This is a genomic window from Pseudomonas entomophila (genome assembly GCF_029193575.1).
In the GTDB taxonomy this organism is placed as follows: domain Bacteria; phylum Pseudomonadota; class Gammaproteobacteria; order Pseudomonadales; family Pseudomonadaceae; genus Aquipseudomonas; species Aquipseudomonas entomophila_G.
On record NZ_JARGCS010000046.1, the window covers coordinates 38,435 to 53,607 of the forward strand.

Annotated in this window: 14 protein-coding genes; 2 read left to right on the forward strand and 12 right to left on the reverse strand. The window is 63.2% G+C overall.

Annotated features, from left to right (window positions below; genetic code table 11):
• Window positions 1–44: 44 nt before the first annotated feature.
• The 3 genes from P0Y43_RS21310 to P0Y43_RS21320 all read right to left on the reverse strand — a co-directional run bounded on the left by P0Y43_RS21310 (window position 45) and on the right by P0Y43_RS21320 (window position 2,985).
• On the reverse strand, window positions 45–770 hold the full coding sequence (locus P0Y43_RS21310) for a dienelactone hydrolase family protein (protein ID WP_275639256.1): 726 nt from the start codon (window positions 768–770) through the stop codon (window positions 45–47).
• A 93-nt stretch (window positions 771–863) separates the two neighbouring features.
• Window positions 864–2,084 (reverse strand): arabinose transporter, encoded by a 1,221-nt coding sequence (locus tag P0Y43_RS21315; RefSeq protein WP_275639257.1) that lies wholly within the window; start codon window positions 2,082–2,084, stop codon window positions 864–866.
• Window positions 2,085–2,118: 34 nt separating this feature from the next.
• Window positions 2,119–2,985 (reverse strand): SDR family oxidoreductase, encoded by an 867-nt coding sequence (locus P0Y43_RS21320; RefSeq protein WP_275639258.1) that lies wholly within the window; start codon window positions 2,983–2,985, stop codon window positions 2,119–2,121.
• A gap of 271 nt (window positions 2,986–3,256) precedes the next feature.
• Here P0Y43_RS21320 and P0Y43_RS21325 point away from each other — a divergent pair, with 271 nt between their 5' ends.
• Window positions 3,257–3,883 (forward strand): TetR family transcriptional regulator, encoded by a 627-nt coding sequence (locus tag P0Y43_RS21325; protein ID WP_275639259.1) that lies wholly within the window; start codon window positions 3,257–3,259, stop codon window positions 3,881–3,883.
• Window positions 3,884–4,003: 120 nt separating this feature from the next.
• Here P0Y43_RS21325 and htpG read toward each other — a convergent pair whose 3' ends face one another.
• The 3 genes from htpG to P0Y43_RS21340 form a co-directional block, all read right to left on the reverse strand.
• Window positions 4,004–5,911, reverse strand: coding sequence for a molecular chaperone HtpG (gene htpG, locus P0Y43_RS21330; RefSeq protein WP_275639260.1), 1,908 nt, complete (start codon window positions 5,909–5,911; stop codon window positions 4,004–4,006).
• Between the two features lie 93 nt (window positions 5,912–6,004).
• Window positions 6,005–6,463: a PaaI family thioesterase gene (locus P0Y43_RS21335; RefSeq protein ID WP_275639261.1), complete on the reverse strand. Its 459-nt coding sequence runs from the start codon at window positions 6,461–6,463 to the stop codon at window positions 6,005–6,007.
• Complete coding sequence (locus P0Y43_RS21340) at window positions 6,460–6,936, reverse strand: PaaI family thioesterase (protein ID WP_275639262.1); 477 nt, start codon at window positions 6,934–6,936, stop codon at window positions 6,460–6,462. Before P0Y43_RS21340 ends, P0Y43_RS21335 begins: the two co-directional genes overlap by 4 nt.
• 157 nt (window positions 6,937–7,093) lie before the next feature.
• Between P0Y43_RS21340 and P0Y43_RS21345 the strand changes: the two genes are divergently transcribed.
• A complete protein-coding gene (locus P0Y43_RS21345; protein ID WP_275639282.1) occupies window positions 7,094–7,366 on the forward strand; it encodes a hypothetical protein in 273 nt (90 codons plus the stop codon).
• A gap of 59 nt (window positions 7,367–7,425) precedes the next feature.
• Here the strand turns inward: P0Y43_RS21345 and P0Y43_RS21350 are convergent, their stop codons facing one another.
• The 6 genes from P0Y43_RS21350 to odhB all read right to left on the reverse strand — a co-directional run bounded on the left by P0Y43_RS21350 (window position 7,426) and on the right by odhB (window position 15,158).
• Window positions 7,426–8,175 carry a DUF599 domain-containing protein gene (locus P0Y43_RS21350; RefSeq protein ID WP_275639263.1) on the reverse strand — a complete coding sequence of 250 codons (750 nt, stop codon included), beginning with the start codon at window positions 8,173–8,175 and terminating at the stop codon, window positions 7,426–7,428.
• A 281-nt stretch (window positions 8,176–8,456) separates the two neighbouring features.
• Complete coding sequence (brnQ, locus tag P0Y43_RS21355; protein ID WP_275639264.1) at window positions 8,457–9,770, reverse strand: branched-chain amino acid transport system II carrier protein; 1,314 nt, start codon at window positions 9,768–9,770, stop codon at window positions 8,457–8,459.
• A gap of 411 nt (window positions 9,771–10,181) precedes the next feature.
• Window positions 10,182–11,066, reverse strand: coding sequence for a succinate--CoA ligase subunit alpha (gene sucD, locus P0Y43_RS21360; RefSeq protein ID WP_016393102.1), 885 nt, complete (start codon window positions 11,064–11,066; stop codon window positions 10,182–10,184).
• Complete coding sequence (gene sucC, locus P0Y43_RS21365; RefSeq protein WP_194790987.1) at window positions 11,066–12,232, reverse strand: ADP-forming succinate--CoA ligase subunit beta; 1,167 nt, start codon at window positions 12,230–12,232, stop codon at window positions 11,066–11,068. The genes sucD and sucC overlap by 1 nt, the downstream gene beginning before the upstream one ends.
• Window positions 12,233–12,402: 170 nt before the next feature.
• Window positions 12,403–13,839 carry a dihydrolipoyl dehydrogenase gene (gene lpdA / locus P0Y43_RS21370; RefSeq protein ID WP_275639265.1) on the reverse strand — a complete coding sequence of 479 codons (1,437 nt, stop codon included), beginning with the start codon at window positions 13,837–13,839 and terminating at the stop codon, window positions 12,403–12,405.
• A gap of 95 nt (window positions 13,840–13,934) precedes the next feature.
• Window positions 13,935–15,158: a 2-oxoglutarate dehydrogenase complex dihydrolipoyllysine-residue succinyltransferase gene (odhB, locus tag P0Y43_RS21375; protein WP_275639266.1), complete on the reverse strand. Its 1,224-nt coding sequence runs from the start codon at window positions 15,156–15,158 to the stop codon at window positions 13,935–13,937.
• Window positions 15,159–15,173 lie beyond the last annotated feature (15 nt).

Sequence of the window (15,173 nt, forward strand, 5' to 3'; positions counted from 1 at the left end):
TGATGCGGGGGCCCATCGCGGGGCCGCACCGCAGTCCATACCCCTCACCCCCTGAACACTTCTTCCAGCAGGTTATGCATGGCCCGGAACGCCCGCTCCGAGATGCGCCGGTCATACTGCATCTTGCCCGGCACATTGGCGTTCGGGTCGGTGAACGAATGCACCGCGCCGCCATAGCTGAGCAACTGCCAATCGACCTTCGCAGCGTTCATCTCCTCCTCGAACGCCGGCAGTTGCTCCTTCGGCACCAACGGGTCGGAAGCGCCATGCAGCACCAGCACCGAGCCCTTGATACGCTTGCCGTCCTCAGGGTTCGGTGTGTCCAGGGTGCCATGGAACGACACCGCAGCCTGCACATCTGCACCCGTGCGGGCCAGCTCCAGCGCGCAGCAGCCACCGAAGCAGAAACCGAAGGTAGCGACCTTGCCCGGCTCCAGCAGCGCCTTGGACTGCCCCAGCAACTGCGCCAATGCCTCAGCCATGCGCTTGCGCAGTTCACCCCGGTCGTTCTTCAACGGCATCATCGCCGCGCCCGCCTCATCCGCATTCGACGGCCGCACCGACTGCCCGTACAGGTCGGCGATCAGCACCACGTACCCTTTCTCGGCCACTTCCTTGGCGATGCGCTCGGCCCCCTCGCCGATACCCATCCAGTTCGGCGCCATCACCAGGCCCGGCTGCGGCAACGCGCCTGGGGTGTAGACCAGGCGACTCTCATAGGCCTTGCCCGACAGGTGATAGACCAGCGACTCGACGATTACCTTGCTCATCAAACTCCTCCTGAAACCTGGAAATGTTCCGTGCAACCTCACTAGTGTGGCGGCACCGCAGGTCAAAAGGCTAGACGAGGCCAGCGATCTTCATCATTGCGTGGGCAGCGGAGCCGCCTTCAGCAAGCGCCAGGCGACCACCAGCGACAGCCCCACGCACACCGCGCCCGCCAGGTACACCGAGGCAACGCCCGAAGCGCTGGCCAGCACCCCCGCCAGCGGGCTGGCGATGCCCAGGGCGATGTCGAGAAACGCCACGTAGGCCCCCATCGCCAGGCTGCGAGTCTGCGGCGGGGCGCGGCGCACCGCCTCGACACCAAACGCCGGGAAGGCCAGCGAGTAGCCAAAGCCGGTGAGCGCGGCCCCCAGGTAGGCGACCGCCTCGACGCCGGCCCCCCAGATCAGCAACTGCCCGACCAGCTCGATGGCCACGCTCACCAGCGCGACCCGCGCACCGCCGAGCTTGTCCGGCAGGTGCCCGAACAGCAGCCGCGCGACGATGAAGGCCACGCCAAAGGCGGTAAAAGCCAGCGATGCGCTGCCCCACTCACGGGCAGCGAACAGCAAGGCGATGAACGCGGTGATCAGGCCAAAGCCCACGCTGCACAGCGCCAGCCCCAGCCCTGGGGCCAGCACAGCGCCCAACACCTGGTAGAAGGGGGTTCTGCGGGTCGCGGTCGGCGCCACGCCACGCACGCCCGACACCACAACAAGCGCCAACAGCGGTATGAGCACGGTAGCCGCGGCGACACCCAGAAAGCCCCAGTGGGCGCTGACCATGACGCCGACCGGCGCGCCCAGGGCATAGGCCCCGAAGATGGCGATGCCGACCCAGACCATCACCTTGCCGGCGTTCTGCGGCCCTACCCGCCCGATCGCCCAGCCCAGCGCTCCGGTGGCGATCAGGCTTTCGCCCAACGCCAGCAGGATACGCCCGAGCAGCACCAGCCATACCGCGGTGGCCGGCGTCGCCACGAATGGCAGCGACGCCAGGTAGGCCAGGCCGGACGCTGCAGCGAACAACATGCCCACGACCACCGCACGCTTGGCCCCGCGCAGGTCGGCGAAGTTGCCGGCCCAGGCGCGGGACAGCAGCGCGGCGACGAACTGCGAACCGACCACTAGGCCAACGATGACGGTGCTCATGCCCAAGGTATCGTGCAGGTGCAGGGGCAGCACCGGCATCTGCAGGCCAATGGTGAGAAAGCCGATGAACACGGCCAGGGTAATCGGCAGCAGCGTGAGGAACACATTGCTGGCCGGCGTTGCGGCCCCCGCCTGAGAAGGCGTGGGGCGAGAGAGCGACTCAGTCATGGAAGGTCTTCGCAAGAAAAGGTGTTCGGAGGCTTCAGCCAGCGTAATAAGCAGCCTGGTCCAGGTCGGTGAGCAGGTCCGGCCAGCCGGGCTGCCAGCCCAGCAGCCAGCGGGTGCGGGCGCTGGACGCGGCCATGTCGGCACCGGCCATCCTGGCGAACCAGCCGAAGTGCTCGGGCGGGCGCGATTCGACCGGCACGCCTAGCTGACGACCGATGACCTGGGCGATTGTCTTGAACGGCACAGCCTCGTCGGCCACCGCGTGGTACACCGGCTGACTGACGCCTTCTTCCAGGGCCAGACGATAGACCCGCGCGGCATCCTGGCGGCGCACGCCAGACCAGCAATTGCGACCTTCGCCGAGGTAGGCCGAAACACCACTCACGCGTGCCAGCTTGGCCAGGATCGCCACAAACCCATGGTCGCCCAGACCGTGTACCGACGGCGGCAGGCGCACGGTCGCCGCACGCACGCCGCGTTCGGCCAGCGCCCTTGCGGCCGCCTCGGACTGGCGTGGACCGCTGCCGTCGGGCAGGTCCGCCTCGGTGGCGTGGCACGCCAGCCCCGAAAGCCCGGAGGTCACCAGCAACGGGCGTTGCGAGCCTTCCAGCGCGCTGCCCAGGGCCTCGATCACTCGCTGGTCCTGCGCGCAGTTTTCGGCGAAGCGGGAAAAGTCATGATTGAACGCGGCGTGGATCACCGCATCCGCCGACCCTGCGGCATCGCGCAGGGCATCAAGGTCATCGAGCGTGGCGCACAGCACGCCTGCGCCGGTCGAGGCCAGGGCGGCGACCTTGTCGGCAGAGCGGGCCAGCCCAGTGACCCGATGGCCGGCTTCGAGCAGCTCACGAGCAAGGGCGGTGCCCAACCAGCCGGTGGCACCTGTTACGAATACGTGCATGGGTTTCTCCTGACGCGCAACGATGAAACATGATTGATCCGTCGTGTTGTGGCGAATAATACGACTGATGATTCATGTTTTATATTCGCGTCAGGGATCGCGTTTGCAGGCGTGTTCAAACCATTGTATTTATGGGATATACCCATAAAAACGAAGAAAACTGCGCTTTTTTATTCACATTATCATTCGTGAAATCGGCTGATCCCATGGTTGAGACAACCGTTCCCAGACGCCTAAAATGCGGATAATCCATCGCATTCAGGCCCTCGCCATGCCTCAGAAACAGCGCCCCCAGATCATCTCGCGCAAACACCCGCAGCAGGCCCGGTCGACCGAATTGGTCTCGGCGATCCTGCAGGCCGCTACCCAGGTACTGGCCGAGGAAGGCGTCACTCGCTTCACCACCGCCCGGGTCGCCGAGAAGGCTGGCGTCAGCGTTGGTTCGCTGTACCAGTACTTCCCGAACAAGGCGGCGATCCTGTTCCGCTTGCAGGTGGACGAATGGCGCGAGACCAGCGAGCTGCTGAGCGGCATCCTCGAGGACGTGAGCAAACCGCCGTTCGAGCGCCTGCGCGCGCTGGTGCATGCGTTCATCCGTTCGGAGTGCGAGGAAGCGCCGATGCGCGTGGCGCTGAACGACGCAGCGCCGCTCTACCGCGACGCCCCCGAGGCGCAGCAGGCGCGGGCGGCGACGGACCGGACCATGGTGCGGTTCATGGCCGAAGTGCTGCCCGACGCTGCCGAGGTCACGCGAACCCTGGCGGGCGAGCTGATCATCACGACGTTCGCCACGGTCGGCAAGAGCTTTTCGGAGCAGCCACGCACGCTGCCAGAGATCAAGGCCTACGCCGACGCGATGGCCGACATGTTCTGCGCGTACCTGGCGAGTTTGCGTTGAGGGTTCAATGACGGCCCGCGGTGAGGCCGGCCCTGACACGACAAGGCCGCTGCACAGGCACTGGCAGCGGCCTTGCGTTGCGACGGGGCCGCAAAGCAGCCCCGAACCAGAGGGTGAAACTTAGGCCGACAGCTCGACCAACAGCTTGTTCAGGCGACGGACATAAGCCGCCGGGTCCTTCAGGCTGTCACCCGCGGCCAATGCCGCCTGGTCGAACAGGATATGCGACAGCTCGGCGAAGCGGTCCTCGCTCTGCTCGTTATCCAGCTTCTCGATCAGCGGGTGGCCAGGGTTGAATTCGAAGATCGGCTTCGAATCGGGCACCTTCTGCCCACTGGCTTCCAGGATCTGACGCATCTGCAGGCCAAGGTCCTGTTCGCCGATGGCCAGGATCGCCGGCGAGTCGGTCAGGCGGTGCGACACTCGCACTTCGGCGACGCTGTCACCCAGGGCGGTCTTCAGGCGCTCGACCAGGCCTTCCTTCTCCTTGGCGACTTCTTCCTGGGCTTTCTTGTCCTCTTCGGAGTCCAGCTTGCCCAGGTCCAGGTCGCCACGGGCGACGTCGACGAACGCCTTGCCGTCGAACTCGCTCAGGTAGCTCATCAGCCACTCGTCGATACGGTCGGTCAGCAGCAACACCTCGATGCCCTTCTTGCGGAAGACTTCCAGGTGCGGGCTGTTCTTGACCTGCGCGTAGGACTCGCCGGTGAGGTAGTAGATCTTGTCCTGGCCTTCCTTGGCGCGGGCCAGGTAGTCCGCCAGGGCGACGCTCTGCTCGCCGCTCTCATCCTGGGTGGAGGCGAAGCGCAAGAGGCCTGCGATCTTCTCCTTGTTGGCGAAGTCTTCGGCCGGGCCTTCCTTGAGGACCTGGCCGAAGTTCTTCCAGAAGCCCTTGTACTGCTCGGGCTCGTTCTTCGCCAGCTTCTCCAGCATGTCCAGCACGCGCTTGGTCAGGGCCGACTTCATCGAATCGATGATCGGGTCCTTCTGCAGGATTTCGCGCGAAACGTTCAGCGACAGGTCGTTGGAGTCGACCACGCCTTTGATGAAGCGCAGGTACAGCGGCAGGAACGACTCGGCCTGGTCCATGATGAACACGCGCTGCACGTACAGCTTCAGGCCGCGTGGCGCTTCGCGCTGGTACAGGTCGAACGGCGCGCGGGCCGGCACGTACAGCAGCGAGTTGTATTCGAGCTTGCCTTCGACCTTGTTGTGGCTCCAGGCCAGCGGGTTCTCGAAGTCATGGCCGATGTGCTTGTAGAACTCCTGGTACTCCTCGTCCTTGATCTCGGTACGCGGACGGGTCCACAGGGCGCTGGCGCGGTTGACGGTTTCCCATTCCTGGGCGGGCTTTTCCTCGCCTTCGGCAGCCTCGGCCTGTTCCTTGGGCAACTGGATCGGCAAGGCGATGTGGTCGGAGTACTTCTTGATCACGTTGCGCAGGCGCCAGCCGTCGGCGAACTCCTGCTCGTCCGGCTTGAGGTGCAGGACGATGCGCGTGCCGCGCTGCGGCTTCTCGACCGTGGCGACTTCGAAGTCGCCCTCGCCCTTGGACGACCAGTGCACGCCCTCAGCGGCGGGCAGGCCGGCACGGCGGCTGTACACGTCGACCTTGTCGGCGACGATGAACGCCGAGTAGAAACCGACCCCGAACTGGCCGATCAGGTGCGAGTCCTTCTTCTGGTCACCGGTGAGGTTCTTCATGAAGTCGGCGGTGCCAGACTTGGCGATGGTGCCCAGGTGGGCGATGACGTCTTCGCGGCTCATGCCGATGCCGTTGTCCTCGAGGGTCACGGTGCCGGCGTCCTTGTCGAAGCTCACACGGATCTTCAGATCGGCGTCGCCTTCGAGCAGCTCGGGCTTGGCCAGGGCCTCGAAACGCAGCTTATCCGAGGCATCGGAGGCGTTGGAGACCAGCTCACGCAGGAAGATCTCCTTGTTCGAATACAGCGAATGGATCATGAGGTGCAGCAGTTGCTTCACCTCGGTCTGGAAGCCCAGGGTTTCTTTTTGAGTCTCCACACTCATGGTCTTCAAACTCCGATCTGATGGTAGTGGTCGCCGGGCGGCCGTGTGGCCTGCGTTTGGCGGCGGATGTCCAGCAGATGGGGGCAAGCCGGATTATTTCAAGGGCTTTTCCGGCTCGATCTTGAAATGCGCGCGGGCCGTGGCGATCGGCGTGTCGCGCTCGCCCTGCCAGGCCGTGATGGCGACGTTGGTCACCCGCCGGCCCTGTCGCCACAGTTGGCACTGGGCGAAGGTGTCACGCACATGCCCGGCGCGCAGGTAGTCGATGGAGAAATCGATGATCTTCGGGATGCTCGCGCTTTCGCTGTAGATCAACAGGTACAGCGCCGCCGACAGTTCCATGAAGCCCGCGATGACCCCGCCATGGATGGCCGGCAGCAGCGGGTTGCCAATGTTGTCCGGGTTGGTCGGCAGGCGGAACAACAGGTCGTCGCCCTGGCGCTCGCACTGGATACCGATCAACCCGGCATAGGGAATCAGCGCCAACAATGGAGCGTAGTCGCCCTGCGCGTGCGCCTGGTTGAGTTGCTGGCGGACCTCGGCGGGGATCATGCCCTACCCTCCTTCAGGTTGCTGCCGAAACGAATGCCGCCCCTGGCCTCCTGGCCCAGGCGCATGAAGGTACCGACCACCTGGCAGATGGGTTGCGCCGGATCGTCCTGGTAGGCCGTGCCGCGGGTGAAGATGACATCGCGAGTGACCCGGTAGCACTGGGCGTGGCCATAGATGGCCTTGTGCGGCTCGGCCGGGTGCATGTAGTCGATGCGCAGGTCCAGGGTCGGGCACACCTCGAAACGCGGGAGCACGCACAGGGTAGCCATGCCACAGGTGGTATCCATCAGGGTGGTCAGCACGCCTCCGTGGACCGCACCGGTCTGGGGGTTACCGACGATCGCCGGGGACCATGGCAGCAACAGGGTCATGCCCTCGGCATCGGCTTGTTGCACGCGCATTTGCAATACCTGGCAATGCTTCAATGCCGAGAGAAAACGCTCGGCCATTGCCTGCAATTCACTGTCGCTCATGTCTTGTGCCTATTCCGTGGAAATACGGGTCACGCATAAAGCGGACAAAAAGTCCATATAGATCCGTGCGTTATATATCTACAACCGTTGCGGAACTTATGCCACGCGCTACAACTCGAAGGTTACAAGTATGTTATTCCACAAGGAGATACACCCCATGCGTAAACCTTTTGCTTTTGCTCTGATGCTGGCCGCTGCCCTGGGCCTGGCTGCTTGCGATAAAGCGAGCGAAGACAAAGCCCAGGACGCACAGCAACACGCCGAGCAGGCCCAGGAAAAGATGGGCGAAGCTCAGGATAAAATGAACGAAGCCGCCAAGGAAAACGCCGAAGCCGCCAAAGATCAGGCCGAAGCGCAGCAGAAAGCCGCTGAAGAAGCCGCACCTGCCAACCCAGCCACCCCGGCACCTAGCGAGCCGGCCAAGCAGTAATCTGCTCGCGAATGAAAAAACCCGACAATGTCGGGTTTTTTTATGCTCGCTCAAAAGATTCAGTTCGGCGCCACGGCCGGGTCTTTAGCCACGTCCTGGGGGGCACTTTCAGTGGGTGTGAACACCATCACTTCCAATACATCGGAATGGAACTCCCGACGGTAGAGAATCAGCACCACCCCTACACTCATCAACATGAACAGCCACGGGCTGATGAACCAACTGAGCATGGCCATGCCGAAATAATACGAACGCAGGCCGAAGTTGAACTGGTTCGCCGCCAACGACAGTACCCGTGCGGCACGCGAAGCGAAGGCCTTGCGTTCCAACTCATTGACCAGGCGCTCGCCGATCATGGGCGCCGACCCCACCAGCACGGCGGCGAAATTGTACTGGCGCATGCACCAGCTGAAGGTGAAGAAGGCGTAGACGAACACCGTCGCCAGGCACAGCAACTTGATCTCCGACATGCCCTGTGAGGCCTGCTGCACCAGTGGCAGGTCGGCCAGCAACGACAGTGCGCGGTCCGAAGCGCCGAGCACGGTGAGGATACCCGCGAGAATGATCAGCGTGCTGGAGGCGAAGAACGAGGCGTTGCGCTCCAGGTTGCCGATCACGCTGGCGTCGGCGATGCGGTTGTCGCGCAGCAGCATGCGGCGCATCCAGTCCTCGCGGTACAGGTGCAACACGCTGGCCAGGCATGCGGTGTCGCGGCCTTTCCAGGTGGCATAGCGGGTGTAACCGCCCCAGCAGAGGGCGAACCAGGCGATGGCCAGCAGGTTGTTGAGGTTGTTCAGGATGAAGGTCATGCGGTTTCCCGAGAGGTTCAGGTGTACGGAAAAGGTAGACCGGGTTTCGACGCCTGGATTCGCAAAAAGGCACGCGCGATTGCGTCACGCCTGTTCCGGCCCTATCGCGGGGCAAGCCCGCCCAGGTACCGGTGGGGCGCCTGTAGGAGCGGGCTTGCCCCACGATAGGGCCGGCACAGACATAAAAAAACCCGCATCCTCACGGACACGGGTTTTCAGGTCTCATCCAGTGGCTGGCGCCCTTCGGCTTGTGGCCGGCGCGAGCCTCTGGTTTCAACGCATCAGGCCAACGCCTCGCGCGGCTTGCCCAGCATTCGGTCGAACACCACGGCGGCTGCCAGGGCCAGCACCGAGGGCACCAGCCAGGCCAGGCCCTGCTCGCTCAGCGGCAGGTGGGCCATGGCATCCGGCAGCATGTGCGCCAGGCTGCTGCCCTTGATCGCATCGACCATGCCGAACAGCAGCGACACCAGCATCACAGGGCCCAGGATACGCACCGGCGAGTTCCACAGCTCCTTCACGAAGCTCAGGCCCACCACCACGATGCAGGGCGGGTAGATCGCGGTCAGCACTGGGATCGAGAACATGATCAGCTTGGTCAGGCCCAGGTTGGAGATCAGCAGCGAGAAGCCAGCAAGAATCACCACCAGCGCGCGGTACGACAGCGGCAGGATCTGGCTGAAGTACTCGGCGCAGGCGCAGGTCAGGCCCACCGCGGTGACCAGGCACGCGAGGGCGATCAGCACGGCGAGGAAGCCGCTGCCCAGCGAGCCGAAGGTGTGCTGCACGTAGGCATGCAAAACCGCAGCGCCATTGGTGGCCTCGGCAGCGATGTCGTGGCTGCCGGCGCCCAGGCGGAACAGGCTGATGTAAACCAGCGCCAGGCCCACGCCAGCGATCAGGCCTGCGATGATGGCATAGCGGGTGATCAACTTCGGCGATTCGACACCGCGCGAGCGGATGGCGTTGACGATGACGATGCCGAAGACCAGCGCGCCCAGGGTATCCATGGTCAGGTAGCCGTTGATGAAACCCTGGGAGAACGGCGCGGCCACGTAGGCCGGCTGCGCTTCGCCGATGCTGCCGGCAGGCAGCGCGAAAGCGGCGATGCCGAGCATGGCCAGGGCGATGATCTTCAGTGGAGCCAGGAAACGGCCCACGGTGTCGAGCAGCTTGCCTGGGTACATGGACACCGCCAGCACCACGATGAAGTACACCAGGCTGTAGATGAACAGGGCCAGCGGGCTTTCACCGGTCAGCGGCGCGACGCCCACCTCGAACGACACGGTCGCGGTGCGCGGGGTGGCGAACAGCGGGCCGACCGAGAGGTAGCACACGGCCGCCAGCAGGCCGCCGAAGAACTTGCCGATCGGGCTGCTCAGCGCGTCCATGCCACCACCGACCTTGGCCAGGGCGACCACGGTGATGACCGGCAGGCCCACGGCGGTGACCAGGAAGCCTAGTGCTGCCATCCACACGTGCGGCCCGGATTGCAAGCCGACGATAGGCGGGAAGATGATGTTGCCGGCGCCGACGAAAAGCGCGAACGTCATAAAGCCAAGTGCCAGGATGTCCTGGCCTTTTAACACTTTCATTTAAGGAAGTACCACACTGCTGAAATCGGGATTCGAGAGGGGATTTCCCAATGGATGAAGGGAAATGCTGCCCGGCTTGATAAGCCAGACCCGTTTAGCGTGTCGTTCCCTTTTGGGGTACGGGCACAGAGTGAACGCGTAGGGTAACCAATTTGCCTGGCAAACGCACTGGAACAGTGCAGGTTGTCCGATGTGCGTATGTTCTTGTCGTCTAGGTGACTCAGGATGGGGGGTATTCTCACAGACGGTTCGGGCGGTGTCCGTCGGAAAACTCCTATCGGTTTGATCAGGCGTTTTAGGGTATCCGCGAGGGCTTCATCGCGAGTTCGTCCCGTGATAGGGCCCTTAATAGACGCCCAAAAACACAAAGGCCACCCGAAGGTGGCCTTTGCACTGCGTGGGGGCAGTGTATTACTTCTTGGCTTCCCAGCCAGTCAGCTCGGCCAGGGCCTTGCCGATGTCAGCCAGGGAACGCACGGTTTTCACACCGGCGTCCTGCAGGGCGGCGAACTTCTCGTCCGCAGTGCCCTTGCCGCCGGAGATGATGGCGCCAGCGTGGCCCATGCGCTTGCCAGCCGGAGCGGTAACGCCGGCGATGTAGGAAACGACAGGCTTGGTGACGTTGGCCTTGATGTAGGCCGCGGCTTCTTCCTCGGCCGAACCGCCGATCTCACCGATCATGACGATCGCTTCGGTCTTCGGGTCTTCCTGGAACAGCTTCAGGATGTCGATGAAGTTCGAGCCCGGGATCGGGTCGCCACCGATACCGACGCAGGTCGACTGGCCGAAGCCGGCGTCGGTGGTCTGCTTGACCGCTTCGTAGGTCAGGGTGCCGGAACGCGAAACGATACCGACCTTGCCTGGCAGGTGGATGTGACCTGGCATGATGCCGATCTTGCACTCGCCCGGAGTGATGACGCCTGGGCAGTTCGGGCCGATCAGGGTCACGCCCAGCTCGTCGCACTTGACCTTGGCATCCAGCATGTCCAGGGTAGGAATGCCTTCGGTGATGCAGACGATCAGCTTGATGCCGCCGAAGGCCGCTTCCAGGATCGAGTCCTTGCAGAACGGAGCCGGAACGTAGATGACCGAAGCGTCGGCGCCAGTGGCTTCAACGGCTTCCTTGACGGTGTTGAACACCGGCAGGCCCAGGTGGGTGGTGCCACCCTTGCCTGGGGTCACGCCGCCAACCATCTTGGTGCCGTAGGCGATGGCTTGTTCGGAGTGGAAAGTACCTTGCGAGCCGGTGAAGCCCTGGCAGATGACTTTGGTGTCTTTATTGATCAGGACGCTCATTACTTGCCCTCCGCAGCTTTGACAACTTGTTGAGCAGCGTCGGTCAGGCTGGTTGCCGCAATGATGTTCAAACCGCTTTCTGCCAGTACTTTAGCGCCCAGTTCGGCGTTGTTGCCTTCGAGGCGAACAACCACCGGCACTTTAACGCCGACTTCTTTCACCGCGCCGATGATGCCTTCGGCAATCATGTCGCAGCGAACGATACCACCGAAGATATTGACCAGTACGGCCGCGACATTGCTGTCGGACAGGATGATCTTGAAGGCTTCGGTCACGCGCTCTTTGGTAGCGCCACCACCTACGTCGAGGAAGTTGGCTGGCTTGCCGCCGTGCAGGTTGACGATGTCCATGGTACCCATGGCCAGGCCGGCACCGTTGACCATGCAGCCGATGTTGCCTTCCAGGGCAACGTAGTTCAGTTCGAACTTGGCGGCGTGGGCTTCACGGGCGTCGTCCTGCGACGGGTCGTGGAAGGTCTTCAGCTTCGGCTGACGGTACATCGCGTTGGCGTCGATGTTGATCTTGGCATCGAGGCAGTGCAGGTCGCCGTCGGCCTTGATGACCAGCGGGTTCACTTCCAGCAGGGCCAGGTCGTGATCCTTGAACAGCTTGGCCAGGCCAACGAAGATCTTGGCGAACTGTTGAACTTGCTTGCCTTCCAGGCCCAGCTGGAACGCCAGCTCACGACCCTGGAACGGCTGGGCGCCGACCAGCGGGTCGATGGTAGCCTTGAGGATCTTCTCAGGAGTTTCGTGAGCGACTTTCTCGATGTCCACGCCACCTTCGGTGGAAGCCATGAACACGATGCGACGGCTCGAACGGTCGACGACCGCGCCCAGGTACAGTTCCTTGGCGATGTCAGTGCAGGATTCGACCAGGATTTTGGAGACTGGCTGACCGTTGGCATCGGTCTGGTAGGTCACCAGATTCTTGCCCAACCATTGCGCAGCGAACGCCTTGGCGTCTTCCTTGCTGCGAACCAGCTTGACGCCGCCCGCCTTACCGCGACCACCAGCGTGGACCTGGGCTTTGACAACCCACTCGGAACCGCCGATCTTTTCGCAGGCTTCTGCGGCTTGCTCAGGGGTGTCTACAGCGAAACCCTTGGAAACTGGCAGGCCGTACTCAGCGAACAGCTGTTTACCCTGATACTCGTGAAGATTCATGCTTTTTACCGTCTTCGTTAGGTACTGCGCTTCGGCGCTGCGCCATTACTGGCGCCGCGCCACCTGTGACCGTTAACCCCGGATTTTCCGGTGGCCCGGTCCGGCGGACATTCCGCGGTGAGTCTTGCACGCAAGACCCACGACGGGCAGGCCGCCGTGGTTTCTTATAATTAACGCTTCTTACGGTTGGCCACGTGGATGGCACCGCCATTCACGGCCAGCGCGGCTTCGTGCAGCGCTTCGGACAGGGTCGGATGGCTGAACACCATCATGCCCAGGTCTTCGGCACTGGTGCCGAATTCCATTGCGATCGCGCCTTGCTGCACCAGTTCGGCAGCCGATGGGCCAATCACGTGCACACCCAGGACGCGGTCGGTCTTGGCGTCGGCGATGACCTTGACGAAACCACCGGTGTCGTTGGCCGCCATCGCACGGCCGCTGGCCGCGAACGGGAAGGTGCCCACGTTAACCTCAACGCCTTCGGCCTTCAAGGCCTGTTCGGTCTTGCCGACCCAGGCGATTTCCGGGTGGGTGTAGATGACCGACGGGATCAGGTCGTAGTTCATCTGGGCCTTGTGGCCCTTGATGCGCTCGACGACCATGATGCCCTCTTCAGAGGCTTTGTGTGCCAGCATCATGCCACGCACCACGTCGCCGATGGCGTAGACGCCCGGCACGCTGGTAGCGCAGTAGTCATCGACGAAGATGTAGCCACGCTCGTCGATGTTCACGCCGCTGTCGGCGGCCAGCAGATCAGTGGTCACCGGACGACGGCCGACCGCAACGATCAGCTTGTCGAAGACGATCTTCTGCTCGCCTTCGGCGTTGGTGTAGGTCACTTCGACTTCGTCGCCGTTGACTTTCGAGCCGGTGACGCGCGCGCCCAGCTTGATGTCCAGGCCTTGCTTGGTCAGGGTCTTCTGGGCCTCTTTCGACACGGCGGTGTCGGCAGCCATCAGGAAGGTGTCCAGCGCTTCCAGCACGGTCACTTCGGCACCCAGGCGAGCCCAGACCGAACCCAGCTCCAGGCCGATGACGCCAGCACCGATCACGCCCAGGCGCTTGGGTACCGATTGGAACTCCAGGGCACCGGTGGAGTCGACGATGACGTTCTGGTCGACCGGGGCCGGCGGAATGTCGATCGGACGCGAGCCGGAAGCCAGGATCACGTTCTCGGCTTCGATGACTTCGACCGAACCGTCAGGCTTGGTGACTTCGACCTTCTTGCCGGCCAGCAGCTTGCCGTGGCCTTGGATCGAGGTCACGCCGTTGGCCTTGAACAGGGTGGCAACGCCACCGGTCAGGTTCTTGACGATGCCAGCCTTGCGGCCAACCATCGCGGCGACGTCCATCTTCACTTCACCAGTGGAGATGCCGTGGACGTTGAAGCTCTCTTTGGCTTCCTTGTACTTCCAGGAGCTGTCCAGCAGGGCCTTGGAAGGAATGCAACCCACGTTCAGGCAGGTACCGCCCAGGGCCAGCTTGCCCTCGGCGTCGGTGTATTTCTCGATGCAGGCGGTCGAAAGGCCGAGCTGAGCGGCCTTGATCGCGGCCACGTAGCCGCCAGGGCCCGCACCAATCACTACCACGTCGAATTTCTGGGTCATAACAATTTCCTTTTAAGCGTCAAGCTTCAAGCTGCAAGCCGCAAGAACGACCAGCTTCTACCTGAAGCTTGCCGCTTGCAGCTTGCAGCTGTGCGTTAGATGTCCAGCAGCAGACGAGCCGGGTCTTCCAGCAGGTTCTTGATGGTCACCAGGAAGGTTACCGCTTCCTTGCCGTCGATCAGGCGGTGGTCGTAGGACAGCGCCAGGTACATCATCGGGCGAATGACCACTTGGCCATTGATCGCCATCGGACGCTGGATGATGTTGTGCATGCCCAGGATCGCGGCTTGCGGCGGGTTGACGATCGGGGTCGACATCATCGAGCCGAAGGTACCACCGTTGGTGATGGTGAAGGTACCGCCAGTCATCTCTTCGATGGCCAGCTTGCCGTCACGGGCCTTCTTGCCGAAGGTGGCGATGCCGTTCTCGATTTCCGCCAGGCTCATCGACTCGGCGTTGCGCAGCACCGGTACCACCAGGCCACGGTCGCTGGAGACGGCTACGCCGACGTCCGCGTAGCCGTGGTAGACGATGTCGTTGCCATCGATCGAGGCGTTGACTGCCGGGAAGCGCTTCAGGGCTTCGGTGGCGGCTTTCACGAAGAACGACATGAAGCCCAGGCGCACGCCGTTGTGGGTCTTCTCGAACAGGTCCTTGTACTTCGAACGCAGGGCCATGACTTCGGTCATGTCGACTTCGTTGAAGGTAGTCAGCATGGCCATGGTCGACTGGGCTTCTACCAGACGGTCGGCGATCTTGGCACGCAGGCGGGTCATCGGCACGCGCTTCTCGGTGCGGTCGCCAGCGGCGACAACGACCGGAGCAGCAGCGGCAGCGGCGGCAGGCTTGGCAGCCGGAGCAGCGGCCGGGGCCGACTTCTTGTTGGCGACGGCGGCGACGACGTCTTCCTTGGTCACGCGGCCACCTTTGCCGGTGCCGGCGACGGTCGCCAGGTCGATGCCGTTCTCTTCAGCCAGCTTGCGCGCGGCTGGCGCGGCGATCGGGTCGTCTTCGCCAGCGTCGGCGGCAGCGGCGGCCGGCGCGGCAGCCGCTGGAGCGGCGGCTGGAGCGGCAGCGGCGCCGCCTTCAACGATAGAACCCAGCACCTCGTCGGACAGGACGGTGTCGCCCTCGCCCTTGACGATGTCGCCCAGCACGCCGTCGGCGGTGGCCAGCACTTCCAGGACGACCTTGTCGGTCTCGATGTCGACGATCAGCTCGTCACGCTTGACGGCTTCGCCCGGCTTCTTGTGCCAGGTGGCAACGGTGCCATCGGCAACCGATTCCGGGAAGGTTGGGGCTTTGATCTCGATAGCCATTATCAGTGTTTCCTT